The organism is Streptomyces sp. CB03234 (assembly GCF_001905885.1).
Lineage (GTDB): Bacteria > Actinomycetota > Actinomycetes > Streptomycetales > Streptomycetaceae > Streptomyces.
This window is the reverse complement of sequence record NZ_LIYH01000001.1, coordinates 1,433,779-1,453,219: the sequence shown is the minus strand read 5'-3', so window position 1 is coordinate 1,453,219 and position 19,441 is coordinate 1,433,779. Positions and strand designations below refer to the sequence as shown.

Below are 19,441 nucleotides of genomic sequence, written 5' to 3'. Positions count from 1 at the left end.
TCGAAGGAGCCAAGGAGCACCATGGCGCTCAGCTCACCCCGCCGTTCCGCACTCTCCGACCAGGTGATCGCCGAGCTGCGGAACCAGATCACGACGGGCGAGTGGCCGGTCGGCTCCCGGATCCCCACCGAGCCGGAGCTGGTCGAGCAGCTGGGCGTGGCCCGCAACACGGTCCGTGAGGCGGTCAGGGCACTGGCCCACAACGGCCTGCTGGACATCCGCCAGGGCTCGGGCACGTACGTCGTCGCGACCAGCGAGCTGGCCGGGGTGATGCACCGGCGGTTCGCTGACGCCGACCCGCGGCACATCGCCGAGCTGCGCTCCACACTGGAGTCGTCGGCCGCCCGGCTGGCCGCCGAGCGCCGTACGGAACGGGACATGAAGCAGCTGGACGCGCTCCTGGCCCGGCGGGAGGAGGCCTGGGAGGCGGGCGACGCGGAGCGGTTCGTGGCGGCCGACGCGACGTTCCACCTGGCCGTGGTGGCCGCCTCGCACAATGAGGTCATGTCCGAGCTCTACGCCGACCTGGGCCATCTGCTGCGGGACTGGCTGCGCGACGACGTGGGCCAGGACCTGCGCCCGGAGAACCACATGGACCACGCCCGGCTGGTGGAGGCGATCCGGGCGGGGGACGCCCCCGCGGCGGCCTCGGAGGCGGCCGGCTACCCGTTCATGTGCCTGGGCGGGGATCGGGCACCGGCTGGTGGCTGATCCAGGCGCCACCGACCTCTTTCCAGCAGCGCTGGGTCAGCTCGGCGTAGGCCGTGGGGCCGATGTCGACGGGCGCGCTGTCGGAGTCGATGTCCCACCACCGGGCGCACTCGACGTGCAGCTGGACGCGGTCCGTGGCGGGGTAGGGGTTGTGGCAGTACGCGGTGACCCGGGAGCCCTCGACCGACGTACGGCATGAGGCGACGTACACGTCCCTCTCTGCGGCATGAGCCTGGGCGCTGACGGCCAGCCCCGGCAGCAGGGCCGCGGTGGCGGCCAGGGCCACTGCTCGACGGTGTTTCGCATGGCGCTTCGCTCGGCGATTCGTACGCACAGCCACACCTCCTCCCCGAACTCCCCACCAGTCTGCCCTGACAGCGGTGACTCTTCGACTTGGGAGCGCTGCGGAGCGTACATATGTACGAAGGCCGCGCGCCGCTCCCCAGGAGCGGTGCGCGGCCTTCCGGCGTCAGGAGGGAGGCTCAGGCGCCCATGATGTGCACGCCGCCGTCGACGTGGATGATCTCGCCGGTCGTCTTCGGGAAGAAGTCGGACAGCAGCGCGACGATGCCGCGGCCGGCCGGCTCGGGGTCGTTCATGTCCCACTCGAGCGGGGAGCGCTCGTCCCACACCTTCGCCAGGTCGGTGAAGCCCGGGATGGACTTGGCGGCCATCGAACGGAGCGGGCCGGCCGAGATCAGGTTGCAGCGCACGTTCTGCTTGCCCAGGTCGCGGGCCAGGTAGCGGCTGGTGGCCTCCAGCGCGGCCTTGGCCGGGCCCATCCAGTCGTACTGCGGCCACGCGTACTGCGCGTCGAAGGTGAGACCGACGACCGAGCCGCCGTTCTGCATCAGCGGCAGGCAGGCCATCGTCAGCGACTTCAGCGAGAACGCCGAGACGTGCATCGCGGTCGCCACCGACTCGAACGGCGTGTTGAGGAAATGGCCGCCGAGCGCGTCCTGCGGGGCGAAGCCGATGGAGTGGACGACGCCGTCGAGGCCGCCGAGCTCCTCACGGACCACGTCCTCGACGCGGGCCAGGTGCTCGTCGTTGGTGACGTCGAGCTCGATGACCTTGGCGGGCTTGGGCAGCTTCTTGGCGATGCGCTCGGTCAGGGTGGGCCGGGGGAAGGCCGTCAGGATGATCTCGGCGCCCTGCTCCTGAGCCACCTTGGCGGCGTGGAAGGCGATGGAGGACTCCATCAGCACACCGGTGATCAGGATGCGCTTGCCGTCGAGAATTCCGCTCATGTGATCAGTGACCCATGCCCAATCCGCCGTCAACGGGGATGACGGCTCCAGTGATGTACGAGGCGTCGTCGGACGCGAGGAACCGGACCGCGGCGGCGATCTCGTCGGGCTGCGCGTAGCGGCCGAGCGGCACCTGGGCGACGATGCCCGCCCGCTGCTCCTCGGTCAGCACCTTGGTCATGTCGGTGTCGACGAAACCGGGTGCGACGACATTGAACGTGATGTTGCGCGAGCCCAGCTCGCGGGCGAGGGAGCGCGCGAAGCCGACGAGCCCGGCCTTGGAGGCGGCGTAGTTCGCCTGGCCCGCCGAGCCCAGCAGCCCGACCACGGAGGAGATCAGGACGACCCGGCCCTTCTTGGCGCGCAGCATGCCGCGGTTGGCCCGCTTGACCACCCGGAAGGTGCCGGTGAGGTTGGTGTCGAGTACGGAGGTGAAGTCCTCCTCCGACATCCGCATCAGCAACTGGTCCTTGGTGACACCGGCGTTGGCCACCAGCACCTCCACCGGACCGTGCTTCTCCTCGATCTCCTTGTAGGCCTGCTCCACCTGCTCGGCGTCGGTGATGTCGCACCGGACGGCCAGGAAGCCCTCCTTGGCGAGCTCTGCCGGGTCGCCGGACCGGTACGTGATCGCGACCTTGTCGCCGGCGTCGGCGAATGCGCGGGCGATGGCGAGGCCGATGCCCCGGTTACCTCCGGTGACGAGAACCGAGCGGCTCAACGGATCACCCTTTCCCTAGCGGTCTGGTTCACCGGAAACCTATCGGTCCTGCGCTCACTACGGAGAATCGAGCCCTGACAGTGGCGTACGGGTGTCACTGTCGGGTCCCTACAGAAGGGCCTGCGGAAAGTACTGGGCACGGGACCGTGCGGCGCGACATGATCGGGACGACCGGTCTCATACGACAGGAGACATTTCGTGCCTCATTCCATCGACGAAGCCTTCACGGCACTGCCGCTGCGGGCGCTCGCCGACGCGGCGCTCGCGCGGGCCAGGGCGCTCGGCGCCGAGCACGCCGACTTCCGTTTCGAGCGGGTGCGCAGCGCCTCGTGGCGGCTGCGGGACGCCAAGCCCGCCGGATCGTCGGACACCACCGACCTCGGGTACGCGGTACGGGTCGTGCACGGCGGGGCGTGGGGGTTCGCCTCCGGGGTGGACCTGTCCATGGACGCGGCCGCCAAGGTGGCCTCCCAGGCCGTGGCCATGGCGAAGCTGTCCGCACAGGTGATCGCGGCGGCGGGCTCGGAGGAGCGCGTCGAGCTCGCCGATGAGCCGGTGCACGCGGACAGGACGTGGGTCTCGTCGTACGAGATCGATCCCTTCACCGTGCCGGACGCCGAGAAGAGCGGGCTGCTGGCGGAGTGGAGCGCGCGGCTGCTGCGCGCGGACGGGGTGGCGCATGTGGACGCCTCGCTGCTGACCGTCCACGAGAACAAGTTCTACGCGGACACGGCCGGGACGGTCACCACGCAGCAGCGCGTACGGCTGCATCCGCAGCTGACGGCGGTCGCGGTGGACGGGACGACCGGTGAGTTCGACTCGATGCGGACGATCGCGCCGCCGGTCGGGCGGGGCTGGGAGTACCTGACCGGCACCGGCTGGGACTGGGACGCCGAGCTGGAGCGGATCCCGGAGCTGCTCGCCGAGAAGATGCGCGCGCCGAGCGTGGAGCCGGGGACGTACGACCTGGTCGTCGACCCCTCGAACCTGTGGCTGACCATCCACGAGTCGATCGGGCACGCGACCGAGCTGGACCGGGCGCTGGGGTACGAGGCGGCGTACGCGGGGACGTCGTTCGCCACGTTCGACCAGCTGGGGAAGCTGGCGTACGGCTCGCCGATCATGAATGTGACGGGTGACCGTACGGCCGAGCACGGGCTGGCCACGATCGGGTACGACGACGAGGGCGTCGAGGCGCAGAGCTGGGACCTGGTGAAGGACGGCACGCTGGTCGGCTACCAGCTGGACCGGCGGATCGCGAAGCTGACGGGCCTGGGCCGGTCCAACGGCTGCGCGTACGCCGACTCGCCGGGGCACGTGCCGGTGCAGCGCATGGCGAACGTGTCGCTCCAGCCGGATCCGGGCGGGCTGTCGACGGAGGACCTGATCGGCGGCGTGGAGCGCGGCATCTATGTGGTCGGCGACCGGTCGTGGTCGATCGACATGCAGCGGTACAACTTCCAGTTCACCGGGCAGCGGTTCTTCCGGATCGAGAACGGGCGGCTGGCCGGCCAGCTGCGCGATGTGGCGTACCAGGCGACGACGACGGACTTCTGGGGCTCCATGGAGAAGGTCGGCGGCCCGCAGACGTACGTCCTGGGCGGCGCCTTCAACTGCGGCAAGGCCCAGCCGGGCCAGGTCGCGGCGGTCTCGCACGGCTGCCCTTCGGCCCTGTTCCGGGGCGTGAACATTCTCAACACCGCGCAGGAGGGTGGCCGATGAGCCCCGTAGCGAAGCCGTACGAGATCGTCGAGCGGGCGCTGGAGCTGTCCCGCGCGGACGGGTGTGTCGTCATCGCGGACGAGGAGTCGTCCGCCAACCTGCGCTGGGCGGGCAACGCCCTGACCACCAACGGTGTGACCCGGGGCCGGACCCTTACCGTGATCGCCACCGTCGACGGGGCGGAGGGCACCGCCTCCGGCGTGGTGTCCCGGTCGGCGGTCACCGCCGAGGAGCTGGAGCCGCTCGTACGGGCGGCCGAAGCCGCCGCGCGGGGCGCCGGGCCGGCCGAGGACGCCCAGCCGCTGGTGACCGGCGGGGAGGCGTCGCCCGACTTCACGGACGCGCCCGCCGAGACCTCGTCGGCGGTGTTCGCGGACTTCGCGCCCGCGCTGGGCGAGGCGTTCGCCCGGGCCCGCGCGGGGGGCCGGGAGCTGTACGGGTTCGCCAACCACGAGCTGACGTCGACGTACCTCGGTACGTCGACGGGGCTGCGGCTGCGGCACGACCAGCCGTCCGGGACGCTGGAGCTGAACGCCAAGTCGCCTGACCGGACGCGCTCGGCGTGGACGGGGCACGCGACGCGGGACTTCAAGGACGTCGACCCGATCTCCCTGGACGCGGAGCTGGCGCAGCGCCTGGGCTGGGCCGAGCGCCGTGTCGAGCTGCCCGCCGGGCGGTACGAGACGCTGCTGCCGCCCACCGCCGTGGCGGACCTGCTGATCTACCAGCTGTGGTCGTCGGCGGCCCGGGACGCGGCGGAGGGCCGCACCGTCTTCTCCAAGCCGGGCGGCGGCACCCGGATCGGCGAGACGCTCTCGCCGCTGCCGCTGACCCTGCGCAGCGACCCCAACGAGCCGGGCCTGGAGTCGGCGCCGTTCGTGATCGCGCACTCGTCGGGCGACGACTCGTCGGTGTTCGACAACGGGCTGCAGCTGGCGCCGACCGACTGGCTGCGGGAGGGCCGGCTGGAGCACCTGATCACCACGCGGCACAGCGCGGCGCTTACTCGGTTGCCCGTGACGCCCGGTATCGGCAACCTTGTCCTGGACGGCGGTGGCGCGCGGTCCCTGGAGGAGATGGTGGCCTCCACGGAGCGCGGGCTGCTGCTGACCTGCCTGTGGTACATCCGCGAGGTCGACCCGGCGACGCTGCTGCTGACCGGGCTGACCAGGGACGGCGTGTATCTCGTCGAGAACGGCGAGGTCGTCGGCGAGGTGAACAACTTCCGGTTCAACGAGTCGCCGGTGGACCTGCTGTCGCGGGCCACGGAAGCAGGCCGTACCGAGCGGACGCTGCCGCGTGAGTGGAGCGACTGGTTCACGCGTGCCGCGATGCCGCCGCTGCGGGTGCCGGACTTCAACATGAGTTCGGTCAGCCAGGGTGTGTGACCCCCATAGACTGGCGGGGAACACCGCACCTGTTCGATCCCATTTCGCTCAAGGAGAGACGTCACCGTGACGGACATCGTCGACGAACTGCAGTGGCGGGGGCTGATCGCCCTCTCCACTGACGAGGACGCATTGCGCAAGGCGTTCGCGGACGGTCCCGTCACGTTCTATTGCGGCTTCGACCCGACGGCCCCCAGCCTGCACCTCGGCAACCTGGTGCAGATCCTCACCATGCGCCGGATCCAGCAGGCGGGCAACCGCCCGCTCGGCCTGGTCGGCGGTGCCACGGGCCTGATCGGCGACCCCAAACCGAACGCGGAGCGGCAGCTGAACGCGCCGGAGGTCGTCGCCGGCTGGGTGGAGCGCCTGCGGGAGCAGGTCGAGCGGTTCCTCGACTTCGAGGGCCCGTACGCCGCGACCATGGTCAACAACCTGGACTGGACGGCCGGGCTGTCGGCGATCGACTTCCTGCGTGACGTCGGCAAGTACTTCCGGGTCAACAAGATGATCGCCAAGGAGGCGGTCGCCCGGCGCCTGAACTCCGACGCGGGCATCAGCTACACCGAGTTCAGCTACCAGATCCTGCAGGGCATGGACTTCCTGGAGCTGTACCGGCGCCACGGCTGCGTCCTGCAGACCGGCGGCAGCGACCAGTGGGGCAACCTCACGGCGGGCACCGACCTGATCCACCGGGTCGAGCCCCACGCCTCGGTGCACGCCCTGGCGACGCCGCTGATCACGAAGGCCGACGGCACCAAGTTCGGCAAGACGGAGACGGGCACGGTCTGGCTGGACGCCGAGCGGACCACGCCGTACGCGTTCTACCAGTTCTGGCTGAACGCGGACGACCGGGACGTCTCCAAGTTCCTGCGGATCTTCAGCTTCAAGTCCCGCGAGGAGATCGAGGAGCTGGAGAGGCTCACCGAGGAGCGCCCGCAGGCCCGTGCGGCCCAGCGCGCGCTCGCGGAGGAGCTGACGACGCTGGTGCACGGCGCCGAGCAGTGCGCCGCGGTCGTCGCCGCCTCGAAGGCGCTGTTCGGGCAGGGCGAGCTGGCGGAGCTGGACGCGTCGACGCTGTCCGCGGCGCTCGCGGAGCTGCCGCACGCCCGGGTCACCGAGCCCGGCCCGGTGGTGGACCTCTTCGCGGAGGTGGGCCTGGCGCCGAGCAAGTCGGCGGCCCGCCGCACGGTCAAGGAGGGCGGCGCGTACGTGAACAACGTCAAGGTGACCGCCGAGGACGCCGTGGTCTCCGCCGACGAGCTGCTGCACGGGCGCTGGCTGGTGCTGCGGCGCGGCAAGAAGAACCTGGCGGCGATCGAGGTCGCCGCGGGCTGACGGCCCAGCCGCGGGCGGAGCGCCCCGGGCCGGTACCGCGGGGGCGCTTCAGGCGCGGTTGCGGTGGCCCGGCGCGGTTGCGGTGGTCCGGCGCGGTCGTCGCCGGGCACGGCCCCGGGCGGTCCTCCGGCGCGTGTCGCCCGGCACGTGCCGTCGGGGCGCTTCCGGCGCGATTGGCGCACCGGGCGGCCGGTCCGGGAGCGGGCTCCGGCGTCGTCGGGGCTGCCCTCCCCCGGCGTCGGCACCGATATCGCCGCTGGGCGGGCGGAGCCGGCCGGCCGGCCCATGAGGCGCCGGGGGGCGGCGTCCCGGGTGGGGAACACTCGGGGCGCCGCCCTTCGCCGTTGGGTCAGGCGCGCTGTTTGTTGCCGCGCATCGACATGTAGAGCATGTCGCCGAGGCCGACGATGACGACCGCCGCCACGACCTGGAGGGCGTGCCTGCCCCAGTCGATGCCCGGCGTCGCCTCGATGCCGAATGCCCTGGCGAGGGCATTACCGACGATGCCGCCGATGATGCCGAAAATGGTGGCCAGCCACAGCGGACTGTGCTGCTTGCCCGGCAGGATCGCCTTGGCCAGCAGGCCCAGCACGAATCCGACGATAATCGCCCACAACCAGCCCATGGCTGCCTCCTCGGTACGGATTGACGTGAGCAGTCCCGACTAGTCTCGGCCCACCCGGCATACGGCGCATGTCGGACGCGTCCATACGTGCGAGGCCCGGGACCGTCGGCCCTGGTGAAGGGTGACCCGGTCTCGTACGCGGCGCAGGGCGGGCGTACCGTGGAAGCAAGCCGGTCCGGGGAGCGTCCGGCGTGGATGTCGGGTGGTGGAACGTGATGCGGAAGCGTGGGAGCGACGAGGTCTTCCGGATCACCGGCGCCCGTCAGGGGCTGGCGGACGATGTGCGCGGCCGGCAGCGGCGCTACGTCATCTCCATGTCGGTGCGGACCGTCGCGGTGATCGCGGCCGCGTCCCTGTGGAACGTCGAGCGACACGTGGCGATCGTGGCCCTGGTGCTGGGAGCGGTGCTGCCGTATGTCGCGGTGGTGATCGCCAACGCGGGCCGGGAGACGGCGCCTTCGCTGCCGCAGACCTTCGTGCCGACTCCGGTGACCGAGCACCCTATGCTGACGGCGGGCCGCGCCACGGAGGAGCCCGGGGCACGGGCACCGGAGGAGCCGGGGACGGAACCGGTGTCGGAGGATCGCCGGGACCACCAAAAACCGCAGCAGGAACGCCACTACGAGCAGAGCTGAGGCGGCACCGGTCTGCAAAGCTCAAGAAAAGCTCAGATCAATCATGTGGTTTCAGTGCACTCCACCCCGGTCCCCGTGACATACTTCGTAGGCGCTCCGCATCCCCCGTCGGAGCGACGGACCGACGCCGGGCAGCTCCCCCCGTGGCTGCCCGGCGTCGCCTTTGTTCGGGCCTTTGTTTGGACGTGTTGTGAGCGACGAGACCACCACCCCGATCTGTTCCGCCAAGGGCTGCCGTACCGCGGCGGTGTGGGTGCTGGCGTGGAACAACCCGAAGCTGCACACGCCGGAGCGCCGCAAGACCTGGCTGGCCTGTGACGAGCACCGCGAGCACCTGTCCCAATTCCTGGGCGTCCGGGGCTTCCTGAAGGACGTGGTCACGCTCGCCGAGTGGGAGTCCCACGCCGCGGATCACTGACGGCTCACCGACGGCTCACTGACGGCCCCGCTCAGCCGCCGATCGCCGACATCGGCCGCTCGGGCTGCAGGAAGCTCGGGTCGTCCAGCCCCGAGCCGGCCTTCTTCCCCCACATCGCGAGCCGCCATATGCGGGCGATCTCCTCGTCCGGCGCGTCCGAACGCAGGGCGGCCCGCAGGTCCGTCTCCTCCTGGGCGAACAGGCAGGTGCGCACCTGCCCGTCGGCCGTGAGCCTGGTGCGGTCGCAGGCCCCGCAGAAGGGCCGGGTGACGGAGGCGATGACGCCCACGCGGTGCGGCCCGCCGTCGACGATCCAGCGCTCGGCGGGTGCCGAGCCGCGGGCCTCGTCGGGCTCGGGGTCGAGCGTGAAGCGCGTACGCAGCGACTCCAGGATGTCCCCGGCGGTGATCATGCCGTCGCGCTTCCAGCCGTGCTGGGCGTCCAGCGGCATCTGCTCGATGAAGCGCAGCTCGTAGTCGTTCTCCACGGCCCAGGCCAGCAGGTCGGGGGCCTCGTCGTCGTTGAGCCCCGGCATGAGGACCGAATTGACCTTGACCGGGGTGAGCCCGGCGTCGCGGGCGGCCTGGAGGCCCTCCAGGACGTCCTTGTGGCGGTCGCGGCGGGTCAGGGTCTTGAAGACGTCGGGGCGGAGGGTGTCGAGGGAGACATTGACCCGGTCCAGGCCGGCGGCCTCGAGGGCGGTCGCGGTGCGCTTGAGGCCGATGCCGTTGGTGGTCAGCGACATCTTGGGGCGGGGCTCCAGGGCGGCGCAGCGCTCGACGATCCCGGCCAGTCCGGGGCGCAGGAGCGGCTCACCGCCGGTGAAGCGGACCTCGGTGATGCCGAGGTCGGTCACGGCGATCCGGATCAGCCGGACGATCTCGTCGTCGGTGAGCAGGTCGGGCTTGGCGAGCCACTGCAGGCCCTCTTCGGGCATGCAGTACGTGCACCGCAGATTGCACCGGTCGGTGAGCGAGACGCGCAGGTCGGTGGCCACGCGGCCGTATGTGTCGATGAGCACTGTGGGCGCCCTCCCCCGGTTACCAGGTTCCGTATACCAAGGAGCGTACGTGACACCACTGACAACAACACGGGCCATTGCCCACAGGAGCGGCGGGGCCGCGTCGTAGGGATCTACGACGCGGCCCGGGGGCCGGTCACGTACGGTCGCACACGGTGTGCGCGTCAGTGCGCTCCGACACCGGTGAGGGACTTGACCTCCAGCTCCGCGTACTTGCCCTTGTCCGGCTCCTCCTTCGACAGCAGCGAGCCGAGCCAGCCGAGCAGGAAGCCGAGCGGGATGGAGATCAGGCCCGGGTTCTCCAGCGGGAACCAGGCGAAGTCGGCGTCCGGGAACATCGAGCTGGGCTTGCCGGAGACGACCGGCGAGAACAGCACGAGCGCCACGGAGGCGGTCAGGCCGCCGTAGATCGACCACAGGGCGCCCTGGGTGGTGAACCTCTTCCAGAACAGGCTGTAGAGGATCGTCGGCAGGTTCGCGGAGGCCGCGACGGCGAAGGCGAGGGCGACCAGGCCGGCGACGTTCAGGTCGCGGGCCAGCGCGCCGAGGGCGATGGAGACGATGCCGATGAAGACGGTCGCCCAGCGGGCGGCGCGTACCTCCTCCTTGTCCGTGGCCTGTCCCTTGCGGATCACGTTGGCGTAGATGTCGTGCGCGAAGGACGACGACGAGGCGAGGGTGAGGCCCGCGACGACGGCGAGGATGGTGGCGAAGGCGACCGCGGAGATCACGGCGAGCAGGATCGCGCCGCCCGCGGAGTCGCCACCGCCGCCGATCTCCAGGGCGGCCAGCGGGGCCGCCGTGTTGCCCGCCTTGTTGGAGGCGATGATGTCGCCGGGCTCGAGGAGGGCGGCGGCGCCGAAGCCGAGCACGATGGTCATCAGGTAGAAGGCGCCGATGATGCCGATGGCCCAGTTGACCGACTTACGGGCGGCCTTGGCCGTGGGCACCGTGTAGAAGCGGATCAGGATGTGCGGCAGGCCCGCGGTGCCGAGCACCAGGGCGATGCCGAGCGAGATGAAGTCCAGCTTCGAGATGCCGGTGGCGCCGTACTTGAGGCCGGGTTCGAGGAAGGCCGCGCCCTTGCCGCTGTTGGCGGCGGCGGTGCCGAGCAGGTCGGAGAGGTTGAAGCCGAACTTCAGCAGGATGAGGAAGGTGATGAGCAGGGTGCCGGCGATGAGCAGGACGGCCTTGACCATCTGCACCCAGGTGGTGCCCTTCATCCCGCCGATGGTCACGTACACGATCATCAGTACGCCCACGAGGGCGACGATCGCGATCTTGCCGCCGTCCGAGGTGATCCCGAGCAGCAGCGAGACGAGGACGCCCGCGCCCGCCATCTGGGCGAGCAGGTAGAAGATCGAGACGACGATGGTGGAGGTGCCCGCGGCGGTACGGACGGGGCGCTGGCGCATGCGGTAGGCGAGGACGTCGCCCATGGTGTACCGGCCGGAGTTGCGCAGCGGCTCGGCGACCAGCAGCAGGGCGACCAGCCAGGCGACCAGGAAGCCGATGGAGTAGAGGAAACCGTCGTATCCGAAGAGGGCGATGGCGCCCGCGATGCCGAGGAACGACGCGGCGGACATGTAGTCGCCGGAGATGGCGAGGCCGTTCTGGAAGCCGGTGAACTGGCGGCCGCCCGCGTAGAAGTCGGAGGCGTTCTTGGTCTGGCGGCCGGCCCAGACGGTGATGAAGAGGGTGGCGACGACGAAGGCCGCGAAAAGGGTGATGATCAGCGGCCGGTGCTCGGAGGCGTCGGATGCCGCGGCCAGCAAAAGGGTGGGGCTGCTCATGCGCCGGCCTCCATACGGGACTCCATACCGGACTTGATGGCTTCCGCCTTCGGGTCGAGCTTCTCGGCGGCGTGCCGGGAGTAGAACCAGGCGATGAGGAAGGTGGTGACGAACTGGCCGATACCGAGGACCAGCGCCACGTTGATGTTGCCGAACAGCTTGGTGCCCATGAAGCCGCCCGCGTAGTTGGACAGCAGGACGTACAGCAGGTACCAGGCGATGAAGGCGATGGTCAGGGGGAAGGCGAAGGAGCGGTACGTGCGGCGCAGTTCGCCGAATTCCGCACTCTCCTGCACCTCGACGAACGACTCTGTCGTGGGCTGGGCGGGACTGGTGTCCGTACCGCCCTCGGGCGGCGGTGCATCGGTAACCACGGAAACTCCTCGCGACGCGGGTGCGCTGGGCATGGACAAGAACCTCACGATCGGGGGGCCGGCATGTGCTGGTACTCCTCCCCTGATCAACGGCACGGAAGCGGTGGCGACGCGGTTCACCTGGGGCCTTTTTCTTTCTTCCAATCTCTCCAAGTCATTGATGGGCCGGGATGATCGGCGATAACTTCGCTCGTCATGTACCCGTCCACGCGCACCCGGTGTGTGGGCGGACGTCACGGATGATGTGGAGAACCCATGGCTCATCTGGGAACCGGACGCGGGCGCATACTCGCGCTGCCCGCCGGTCTGGCGCTCACGGCCTCGCTCGGCCTGCTTCCGGTGGGTGCCGCGTCGGCCGCCCCGCTGGAGGGGGCCCCGGCCCCCGCCCCGGCCGCCGCTGTCGCGACGAACGGCCCGAAGATGTCGTACGTCGTGAATGTGACGGGTGGTCACTCCACCGTCAAGGCGGTGAAGAGGGCGATATCCGAGGCGGGCGGCACGGTGGTGATCGCCTATGACCAGATCGGTGTCATCGTCGTCCACTCGCAGAACCCGGACTTCGCCAGGACGATCCGCGAGGTGCGCGGCGTGAAGTCGGCGGGGGCCACGAGGACCGCGCCGCTCGCCGCCCAGACCACCACCGACATCGGGGCCGAGCAGCCGCTGTCCGCCAAGGAGGCACGGGCGGCCGCCGAGCAGGCCACCGACGGGCAGGACCCGTTCGAGCCCCTCCAGTGGGATCTGCCGGCCATCAAGGCGGACAAGGCCCACGAGAAGTCCCTGGGCAGCGAGAAGGTCACCGTCGCGGTCCTGGACACGGGCGTCGACGACACCCACCCGGACCTCGCCCCCAACTTCGACCGGGCGGCGTCCGCGAACTGCGTGACCGGCGCCCCGGACACCACCGAGGGCTCCTGGCGGCCGGGCCCCACCGAGAGCGACCACGGCACGCATGTCGCCGGCACGATCGCCGCCGCGAAGAACGGTGTCGGCGTGACCGGCGTGGCCCCGGGCGTGAAGGTCTCCGGCATCAAGGTGTCCGACCCCGACGGCTTCTTCTACACCGAGTCCGTGGTCTGCGGGTTCGTGTGGGCGGCCGAGCACGGCGTCGAGGTCACCAACAACAGCTACTACGTCGACCCGTGGCTGTACACGTGCAAGAACGACCTCGACCAGGGCGCCCTGGTGGAGGCGCTCCAGCGCGCCACGCGGTACGCCGAGCGCAAGGGCGCGGTCAATGTCGCCGCCGCGGGCAACTCGCGTACGGACCTGGCGTCGGACGAGGTGGTCGACAAGACCAGCCCGAACGACACCACGCCGGTCGAGCGGGTCGTCGACCCGAGCGAGTGCCCGGACGTTCCGACGATGCTCGACGGTGTGGTGACCGTCTCCGCGACGGGCGCGAAGGGTCTGAAGGCCTCGTACTCGAACTACGGCGACGGGGTGGTGGACATCGCCGCCCCGGGTGGTGACCGCACGGCGTACCAGCCGCCGGAGGCGCCGGCCACCAGCGGGCTGATCCTGTCGACGCTGCCGGGCGGGAAGTACGGCTACAAGGGCGGTACGTCGATGGCGTCGCCGCACGTGGCGGGTGTGGCCGCGCTGATCAAGTCGACGCGTCCGCACGCCTCGCCCGCCGAGGTGAAGGCGCTGCTCTACATGCAGGCCGACGACATGGCGTGCACGAACCCGTACGACATCGACGGCGACGGCACGGTCGACGCGGTGTGCGAGGGCGGCAAGCGCGACAACGGCTTCTACGGGACGGGCATGACCGACGCGCTGGACGCGGTGCGGAGGTAACGGATCCCGGGGCCCCGGGCGCGGTGCGCGTACCGCGTCCGGGGCTCTTCCATGCGATGGCACTCAGTGCCATAGTGCGGATATGGACGCTGAACTTCCTGCCGGTACGTCCGAGGCATGGGCGGCACTGAGTGCCGATCCGGCTCTAGTGGAGCGGGTTTCCTACGGCGGTCCGTCGGACGGCCTGCCCGCGCGGCTGCCCGTGATGGAGCTGGCCCGCGCGACCGTCGCGGCCTGCGCCCTGGCGGCCGCCGAGCTCACCGCCGTACGCACGGGGCGGCAGGTGCCGCGGGTGCGGGTCGACGACGGGGCGGTGGCCACGGCGTTCCTCAGCGACCGGCTGGTCGCTGTGGACGGGCGGGCGTGGACGACGTTCGCACCGCTGTCGCGGTTCTGGCGTGCTGCCGACGGGTGGGTGCGTACGCACGCCAACTACCCGCACCACCGCGCCCGGCTGCTCGCCGCGCTGGGCCTGCCGGGCGACGCCGGGGCCGACGCGGTCGGCGACGTGATCGCGGGGCGCCGCGCCGTCGACGTGGAGGAGACCGTGTACGCGGCGGGCGGACTCGCCGTCGCGGCGCGTGGCGCACAGGAGTGGGCGGCGCACGAGCAGGGCGCGCTGGTGGCCGGGCAGCCGCTGCTGACGCTGGAGGCCGTCGGTGAGGGCGGGCCCACGCGCGCGTGGAGCCGGATTTCCGGTACGCCGCTGCTGCCCTGCGCCGGGTTGCGGGTGCTGGACCTGACGCGGGTGCTGGCCGGGCCGGTCGCCACGCGGACGCTGGCGCTGCTGGGCGCGGACGTCCTGCGGATCGACGCGCCGCACCTGCCGGAGAGCCAGGAGGCGCACAACGACACCGGCATGGGGAAGCGGTCGACGACCCTGGACCTCGGCGACTCCAGGGACCACCGGGTCTTCGAGGACCTGCTGAGAGGCGCCGACGTGGTGGTGACCGGCTACCGGCCCGGCGCTCTGGACCGGTTCGGGCTCTCCCCCGAGGCCCTGGCCGAGCGCCGCCCCGGCCTGGTCGTCGCCCAGCTGTCGGCGTGGGGCCGGTACGGGCCGTGGCACGAGCGGCGGGGCTTCGACAGCCTGGTCCAGGCGGCGACGGGCATCGCCGCGCTGGAGGGCTCCGACGGCGAACCCGGCGCGCTGCCCGCGCAGGCCCTCGACCACGGTACCGGCTACCTGCTGGCCGCCGCCGTGCTGCGAGCCCTGACCGAACAGCACCGCCGGGACGGCGGCGGCACGCGGCTCGCCCGCCTCGCCCTGACCCAGACCGCCCACTGGCTGGTGCACGGCCTCACCAAGACCCCGGAGCGGGAGCGCGGCTTCGCCCCGGAGCGCCGGCTGACCGAGACGGACAGCCCCATGGGCCGGCTGCGGCACGCCCTGCCCCCGGTCTCGTACGAAGACGGCCCGGTGAACTGGGCCCGCCCACCGGGCCGGTGGGGCACGGACCCGGCCGCGTGGGTCGCGGCCTGATGAGAACCTTCAGGGCGGTGCGTTCGTCCATCGCCTTGTAGCCGCCCGGCGCGGACGGGCGCGCCGCGGCCGCGCAGGGCGATGTTCCGGTTGGACATGTCGCCCGGGTCGTGCCCCGTCCTGCTGCCGGGCGGCACGCCGTCGTAGCCGATGGGACCGCCGTCGCGGACGATCCCGAGGACAGTGCCCATGGACTGTTCCGTGCCGACGGCCTCGATCACGACGTGGGCGCCCGAGAGCCTGTCAGCGCCTTTACCCACGTCCGGCGAGGGTGACGTCGTACGATCCCGCCCAGGGCGTCTTGGGGGGGGAGCAACCACCGTGCAGGGTATGGAACTTCTGGTCACCCGTCTAGCGGGCACCGTGCTGAGTACGGTGGCCAGATCGATCCTCGCCCCTCGTGCCGGCGCGGGTCTCGTCGACCGCCCGGTGCGCCCGCTGCGCCGCCCGCCGAAACCGGACCGGCTGGCGAAGGTCCTGTCCCGGCGCCTGGCCGAGGCGTATGCCTCACTGCCCGAATACGAACGGCTTGCTGCCGTCGGCGCCGTGCAGGACAGCTTCGCCACGGCGGGCGAGATCGACGCGGAACGGCTCTTCGCGCTGGACCTCGACCCGTCACGGCTGTGCGCGGAGTTGCGCTCCCCGGCGGCTGTTCGCGGGTTGAGCGCGCGAGCCCTGGATCTGTATGAGGAACTGCTGGCCCTGTGCTGCGCGCACGTGGTGGAGCAGTTCACGACGCATCCGACCTTCCCGGCACGGGCGGCGGTCGAACAGACCCGCACGGCCGGCCGTACCCAGGCGTTGGTGGAGGGCCTGGCGGCGGGCAGCCGCCGCCCGGTCGCGGCGGCGCTGGAGTTCGAGCAGCGGTACGCGGACTATGTGGCGGCGACGCACGGACGCCTGGAGCTGTTCGGGCTGACGCTGGGGCGGTCGGCGAGCGAGTGGCCGCTGGACACGGCCTACATCAGCCTGGCGGTGAGCGGGGAGGGCGTTCACCACGACCGATTCAGCCCGCCCGGCACGGGCCAGGTCGCCGTCAAGGCGGAGCAGGCACTCGCCGAGACCGACCGGATTCTGCTACGCGGCCCGGCCGGCTCGGGCAAGAGCACGATGGTGCAGTGGCTGGCGCTGAATGCCGCCCGCCGCCGATTCGACCGGGACCTCGACGACTGGAACCGTTGCGTCCCCTTCGTCCTGCGTCTGCGCGCCTTCACCTCGTCCGGTTCGCTGCCCGGCCCCGGGGACTTTCTCCGGGCGGCCGGTGTGCCACTGCACGGAGCGGCGCCCGCCGGCTGGGTGGAGAACCTGATGACTGACGGCCGGGCGCTGATCCTCGTCGACGGCGTGGACGAAGTGCCGCCGCGGCTGCGCAAGCGGACCCAGGACTGGCTCAAGGGTCTGATCGCAGCCTTCCCGCACGCGCGCTATGTGGTGACGACCCGGCCTTCCGCAGTGCCCGAGGACTGGCTCGCCCCGTGCGGTTTCGCCACCCACTCACTGCTTCCGATGGAACGGGACGACATCCGGGCGTTCATCGAGCACTGGCACGACGCGGCGCGACACGAGTGCGGCGCCGAGCCGGAGCGGGCACGGCTCAACACGTACGAGACATCCCTGCTGCAAGCGGTCGGCACCCGTCGGGCACTGGGGCGGCTGGTCACGAACCCGCTCATGTGCGCGCTGCTGTGCGCCCTCAACCGGGACCGCCGGATGCAACTCCCCCGCGCGCGCAAGGAGCTGTACGACGCCGCCCTGGACATGCTGCTGGTTCGAAGGGACACCGAGCGCGAAGTCGTCGGGGTAGAGGGCGTCGACCTCACGCGCGAGGAACAGATGGCGCTGCTCCAGCGGTTCGCGTACTGGCTTATCCGCAACGGGCAGACCGAGGCGGACCGGGCTGACGCCGTGGCAATGGTGGAGCAGTGGCTCGGTGCCATGCCGCAGGTGGAGGGCACTTCGGAGCAGGTCTTCTCGCACCTGCTGATCAGGAGCGGGCTGTTGCGGGAGCCCCGGCCGGGCGCGGTCGACTTCGTCCACCGGACGTTCCAGGACTACCTGGGCGCCAAGGCCGCGGTGGAGTCACGCGACTTCGGGGTTCTGGTCCGGCACGCGCACGACGACCAGTGGGACGACGTCGTGCAGATGGCGGTCGGGCACGCGCGCGTGGACGAGCGGGCACGGCTGCTGACCGACCTGTTGCAGCGGGCGGACGACGAGCCGTGCCACCGGCACCGGCTGGTGCTGCTGGCGGCGGCGTGCCTGGAACACGCCCCCGAGCTGGACCCGGAGGTCCGGGCGACGGTGCAGCAACGGACTCAGGAACTGTTGCCGCCACGCAGCCAGGGCGACGCCGAGGAGTTGGCCAAGGTCGGCGAGCTGGTGCTGGAACTTCTTCCGGGACCGGAGGAGGGGCTCGACGAGTACAGCGCGGCGGCGGTGGTGCGGACGGCTGCCCTGATCAAAGGCGATGCCGCCTTCCAGGTGGTCGCCCGCTTCCGGGAAGACACGCGTCCGCCCGTCCCGTTCCACCTGTCGCAGGCCTGGGGGTCCTTCGACACGGAGGCCTACCTGCGCGAGGTCCTGGCCGCCCGTGTTTGGGAGGAGGACTACCTGCACGTGAAGACGGTGGAGCAGTTCGAGGCCCTGGGGCGTGTCCCCAAGGTCCACGCTGTGCACATCGAGGGTGATCACAGCGACCTCAGGCCGCTGCTCGCCGTCGACAACCTCCACCGCCTCTTCCTGTACGAGAACGGCACGCTCAGCGATCTCTCCACGCTCAGGCACTTCCGGGGCCTCAAGGACGTCGGGCTGAGCCGATGCTCGTCGGTCAGGGACCTGGCGCCCTTGACCGGCCCGGCCCTGGAGCGCCTGTCGTTGTTCGAGGTCCATCCCGGGGCCTCCCTCGAACCGCTGCGGGAGATGACGAGTCTCACCTTCCTGCACCTGGCCCACTGGGTGCTGGTGGAGAGCGTCGCCGAGTTGCCTGTCGGACACCAACTGACCGGCCTCTCGCTCCAGCGGCAGGCCCGGTACGTGAGCCTCGAGGGGATCGAGCGGTGGCCCTCGCTCACCTCCCTGGCCCTCTCCGGCGCAACCCAGCTGCGCCAGCTGTCCCAGTCACCGGCCCGGTCCCGCCTGACCTCCCTGACGCTTAACGAGCTCGCTCCCTTCGACCTCGAGCTGCTCGGTGAATGCTCACAACTGGAGATGCTCTTTCTCTGGCGGTGCGAGCTGCCGAGCGACCTTGCGCCCCTACGGGACCTGCCGGCGCTGACCCGCCTGAGCCTGTGGCAGTGCGAGTCAGGTGGCAGTCCGATCGATCTGAGCCCCTTCGCCGGCAGGGAGGAACTCACGATCACACTGAGCGATGACATGCCATTCACCGGCGGTGAGCTGCTGGACCCGTCCCGGATCGTGGTGCGACGGACTCAGCTCTGATCCTCACACCCCCGCCGCGCCCAGCAGCGTTCCAGCGCCGTACGTCACGGCCATGGCGAGGGCTCCGCCGCCGACGTTGCGGAGGATGGCCGGGCGGGCGGGGGCGTCGCCGAGGCGGGCGCTGGAGAAGCCGGTGAGGGTGAGGGCCGCCAGGACGGAGAGGACGGTGACGTAGAGGCGGGCGGGGGCCGGGGGGAGGACGATGGCGAGGAGGGGCAGCAGGGCGCCGATGGTGAAGGCGAGGAAGCTGGCGCCCGCCGCGTGCCAGGGGTTGGTCAGTTCGTCGGGGTCGATTCCCAGCTCCACGCGCGCGTGGGCGCGCAGTGCGTCGCGTTCCGTGAGTTGTTCGGCGGCCTCGCGGGCGACGTCGCGGGTCAGGCCGCGGGCTTCGAGGAGATCGGTGAGTTCGTCGAGTTCGGCTTCCGGTTGTTCGCGCAGCTCCCGCTTCTCCACGGCCAGGGCGGCCTTCTCGGAGTCGCGTTGGGTGGAGACGGAGACGTACTCGCCGGCGGCCATGGACATGGAGCCGGCGAGCAGGCCCGCGAGGCCGGCCGTGAGGAGGGTGGCGCGGTCGTCGGTGGCGCCGGCGACGCCGACGACGAGGCCCGCGGTGGAGACGACGCCGTCGTTGGCGCCGAGGACGGCGGCACGCAGCCAGTTGAGGCGTGTGCCGAGCGCGCCGCCGTGTTCCTCTTCATGGGGTGCGTCAGTCACCACGGGAGGG

At 71.0% G+C, this 19,441-nt stretch carries 17 protein-coding genes and 1 pseudogene; 9 read left to right on the top strand and 9 right to left on the bottom strand.

Translation table 11 applies throughout. From position 1 onward, the window contains the following. The first annotated feature begins 21 nt into the window (after nt 1–21). Nucleotides 22–711, top strand: coding sequence for a FadR/GntR family transcriptional regulator (locus tag AMK26_RS06565; RefSeq protein ID WP_073752841.1), 690 nt, complete (start codon nt 22–24; stop codon nt 709–711). On the opposite strand, the gene AMK26_RS06560 is transcribed toward AMK26_RS06565, so the two are convergent. From AMK26_RS06560 to fabG, 3 genes are all read right to left on the bottom strand, one after another. Beyond that, on the bottom strand, nt 671–997 hold the full coding sequence (locus AMK26_RS06560) for a hypothetical protein (protein ID WP_443333144.1): 327 nt from the start codon (nt 995–997) through the stop codon (nt 671–673). The genes AMK26_RS06565 and AMK26_RS06560 overlap by 41 nt on opposite strands. Nucleotides 998–1,193: 196 nt before the next feature. Next, nucleotides 1,194–1,961: an enoyl-ACP reductase FabI gene (fabI, locus tag AMK26_RS06555; RefSeq protein WP_073752837.1), complete on the bottom strand. Its 768-nt coding sequence runs from the start codon at nt 1,959–1,961 to the stop codon at nt 1,194–1,196. A gap of 4 nt (nt 1,962–1,965) precedes the next feature. Then, nucleotides 1,966–2,682, bottom strand: a complete 717-nt coding sequence (gene fabG, locus AMK26_RS06550; RefSeq protein WP_073752835.1) for a 3-oxoacyl-[acyl-carrier-protein] reductase — start codon at nt 2,680–2,682, stop codon at nt 1,966–1,968. A gap of 198 nt (nt 2,683–2,880) precedes the next feature. Between fabG and AMK26_RS06545 the strand changes: the two genes are divergently transcribed. The 3 genes from AMK26_RS06545 (at nt 2,881) to tyrS (ending at nt 7,127) form a co-directional block, all read left to right on the top strand. Beyond that, nucleotides 2,881–4,404: a TldD/PmbA family protein gene (locus AMK26_RS06545; protein ID WP_073752833.1), complete on the top strand. Its 1,524-nt coding sequence runs from the start codon at nt 2,881–2,883 to the stop codon at nt 4,402–4,404. Then, nucleotides 4,401–5,792 carry a metallopeptidase TldD-related protein gene (locus AMK26_RS06540; RefSeq protein WP_073752831.1) on the top strand — a complete coding sequence of 464 codons (1,392 nt, stop codon included), beginning with the start codon at nt 4,401–4,403 and terminating at the stop codon, nt 5,790–5,792. Before AMK26_RS06545 ends, AMK26_RS06540 begins: the two co-directional genes overlap by 4 nt. Before the next feature lie 66 nt (nt 5,793–5,858). Further along, nucleotides 5,859–7,127 carry a tyrosine--tRNA ligase gene (gene tyrS, locus AMK26_RS06535; protein WP_073752829.1) on the top strand — a complete coding sequence of 423 codons (1,269 nt, stop codon included), beginning with the start codon at nt 5,859–5,861 and terminating at the stop codon, nt 7,125–7,127. 349 nt (nt 7,128–7,476) lie between these two features. Here the strand turns inward: tyrS and AMK26_RS06530 are convergent, their stop codons facing one another. After that, the gene (locus tag AMK26_RS06530; protein ID WP_073752827.1) at nt 7,477–7,752 is read right to left on the bottom strand and encodes a GlsB/YeaQ/YmgE family stress response membrane protein; all 276 of its coding nucleotides are present in this window, start codon (nt 7,750–7,752) and stop codon (nt 7,477–7,479) included. Between the two features lie 215 nt (nt 7,753–7,967). Between AMK26_RS06530 and AMK26_RS06525 the strand changes: the two genes are divergently transcribed. Together AMK26_RS06525 and AMK26_RS06520 are read left to right on the top strand one after the other, a co-directional pair. Continuing rightward, a complete protein-coding gene (locus AMK26_RS06525; protein WP_073752825.1) occupies nt 7,968–8,387 on the top strand; it encodes a DUF3099 domain-containing protein in 420 nt (139 codons plus the stop codon). 190 nt (nt 8,388–8,577) lie between these two features. After that, complete coding sequence (locus AMK26_RS06520; RefSeq protein WP_073752823.1) at nt 8,578–8,805, top strand: hypothetical protein; 228 nt, start codon at nt 8,578–8,580, stop codon at nt 8,803–8,805. A 31-nt stretch (nt 8,806–8,836) separates the two neighbouring features. Here AMK26_RS06520 and moaA read toward each other — a convergent pair whose 3' ends face one another. The 3 genes from moaA to AMK26_RS06505 form a co-directional block, all read right to left on the bottom strand. Beyond that, complete coding sequence (gene moaA / locus AMK26_RS06515) at nt 8,837–9,826, bottom strand: GTP 3',8-cyclase MoaA (RefSeq protein ID WP_073752821.1); 990 nt, start codon at nt 9,824–9,826, stop codon at nt 8,837–8,839. A gap of 164 nt (nt 9,827–9,990) precedes the next feature. Then, the gene (locus AMK26_RS06510; RefSeq protein WP_073752819.1) at nt 9,991–11,619 is read right to left on the bottom strand and encodes a solute symporter family protein; all 1,629 of its coding nucleotides are present in this window, start codon (nt 11,617–11,619) and stop codon (nt 9,991–9,993) included. After that, nucleotides 11,616–11,993: a DUF485 domain-containing protein gene (locus AMK26_RS06505; protein WP_073752817.1), complete on the bottom strand. Its 378-nt coding sequence runs from the start codon at nt 11,991–11,993 to the stop codon at nt 11,616–11,618. The genes AMK26_RS06510 and AMK26_RS06505 overlap by 4 nt, the downstream gene beginning before the upstream one ends. A 255-nt stretch (nt 11,994–12,248) precedes the next feature. On the opposite strand from AMK26_RS06505, the gene AMK26_RS06500 reads away from it, so the two are divergent. Beyond that, nucleotides 12,249–13,796: a S8 family peptidase gene (locus AMK26_RS06500; protein ID WP_073752815.1), complete on the top strand. Its 1,548-nt coding sequence runs from the start codon at nt 12,249–12,251 to the stop codon at nt 13,794–13,796. An 82-nt stretch (nt 13,797–13,878) separates the two neighbouring features. Then, nucleotides 13,879–15,279 carry a CoA transferase gene (locus tag AMK26_RS06495; RefSeq protein WP_073752813.1) on the top strand — a complete coding sequence of 467 codons (1,401 nt, stop codon included), beginning with the start codon at nt 13,879–13,881 and terminating at the stop codon, nt 15,277–15,279. On the opposite strand, the pseudogene AMK26_RS37615 reads toward AMK26_RS06495, so the two are convergent. Beyond that, nucleotides 15,272–15,521: pseudogene (locus AMK26_RS37615) on the bottom strand (IMP dehydrogenase); the annotation flags it as partial. The gene AMK26_RS06495 and the pseudogene AMK26_RS37615 overlap by 8 nt on opposite strands. An 88-nt stretch (nt 15,522–15,609) precedes the next feature. On the opposite strand from AMK26_RS37615, the gene AMK26_RS06490 reads away from it, so the two are divergent. Next, nucleotides 15,610–18,717, top strand: a complete 3,108-nt coding sequence (locus tag AMK26_RS06490) for an NACHT domain-containing protein (RefSeq protein ID WP_198943997.1) — start codon at nt 15,610–15,612, stop codon at nt 18,715–18,717. 3 nt (nt 18,718–18,720) lie between these two features. Here the strand turns inward: AMK26_RS06490 and AMK26_RS06485 are convergent, their stop codons facing one another. Then, nucleotides 18,721–19,431: a VIT1/CCC1 transporter family protein gene (locus tag AMK26_RS06485; protein WP_073753114.1), complete on the bottom strand. Its 711-nt coding sequence runs from the start codon at nt 19,429–19,431 to the stop codon at nt 18,721–18,723. Between the last annotated feature and the right edge of the window lie 10 nt (nt 19,432–19,441).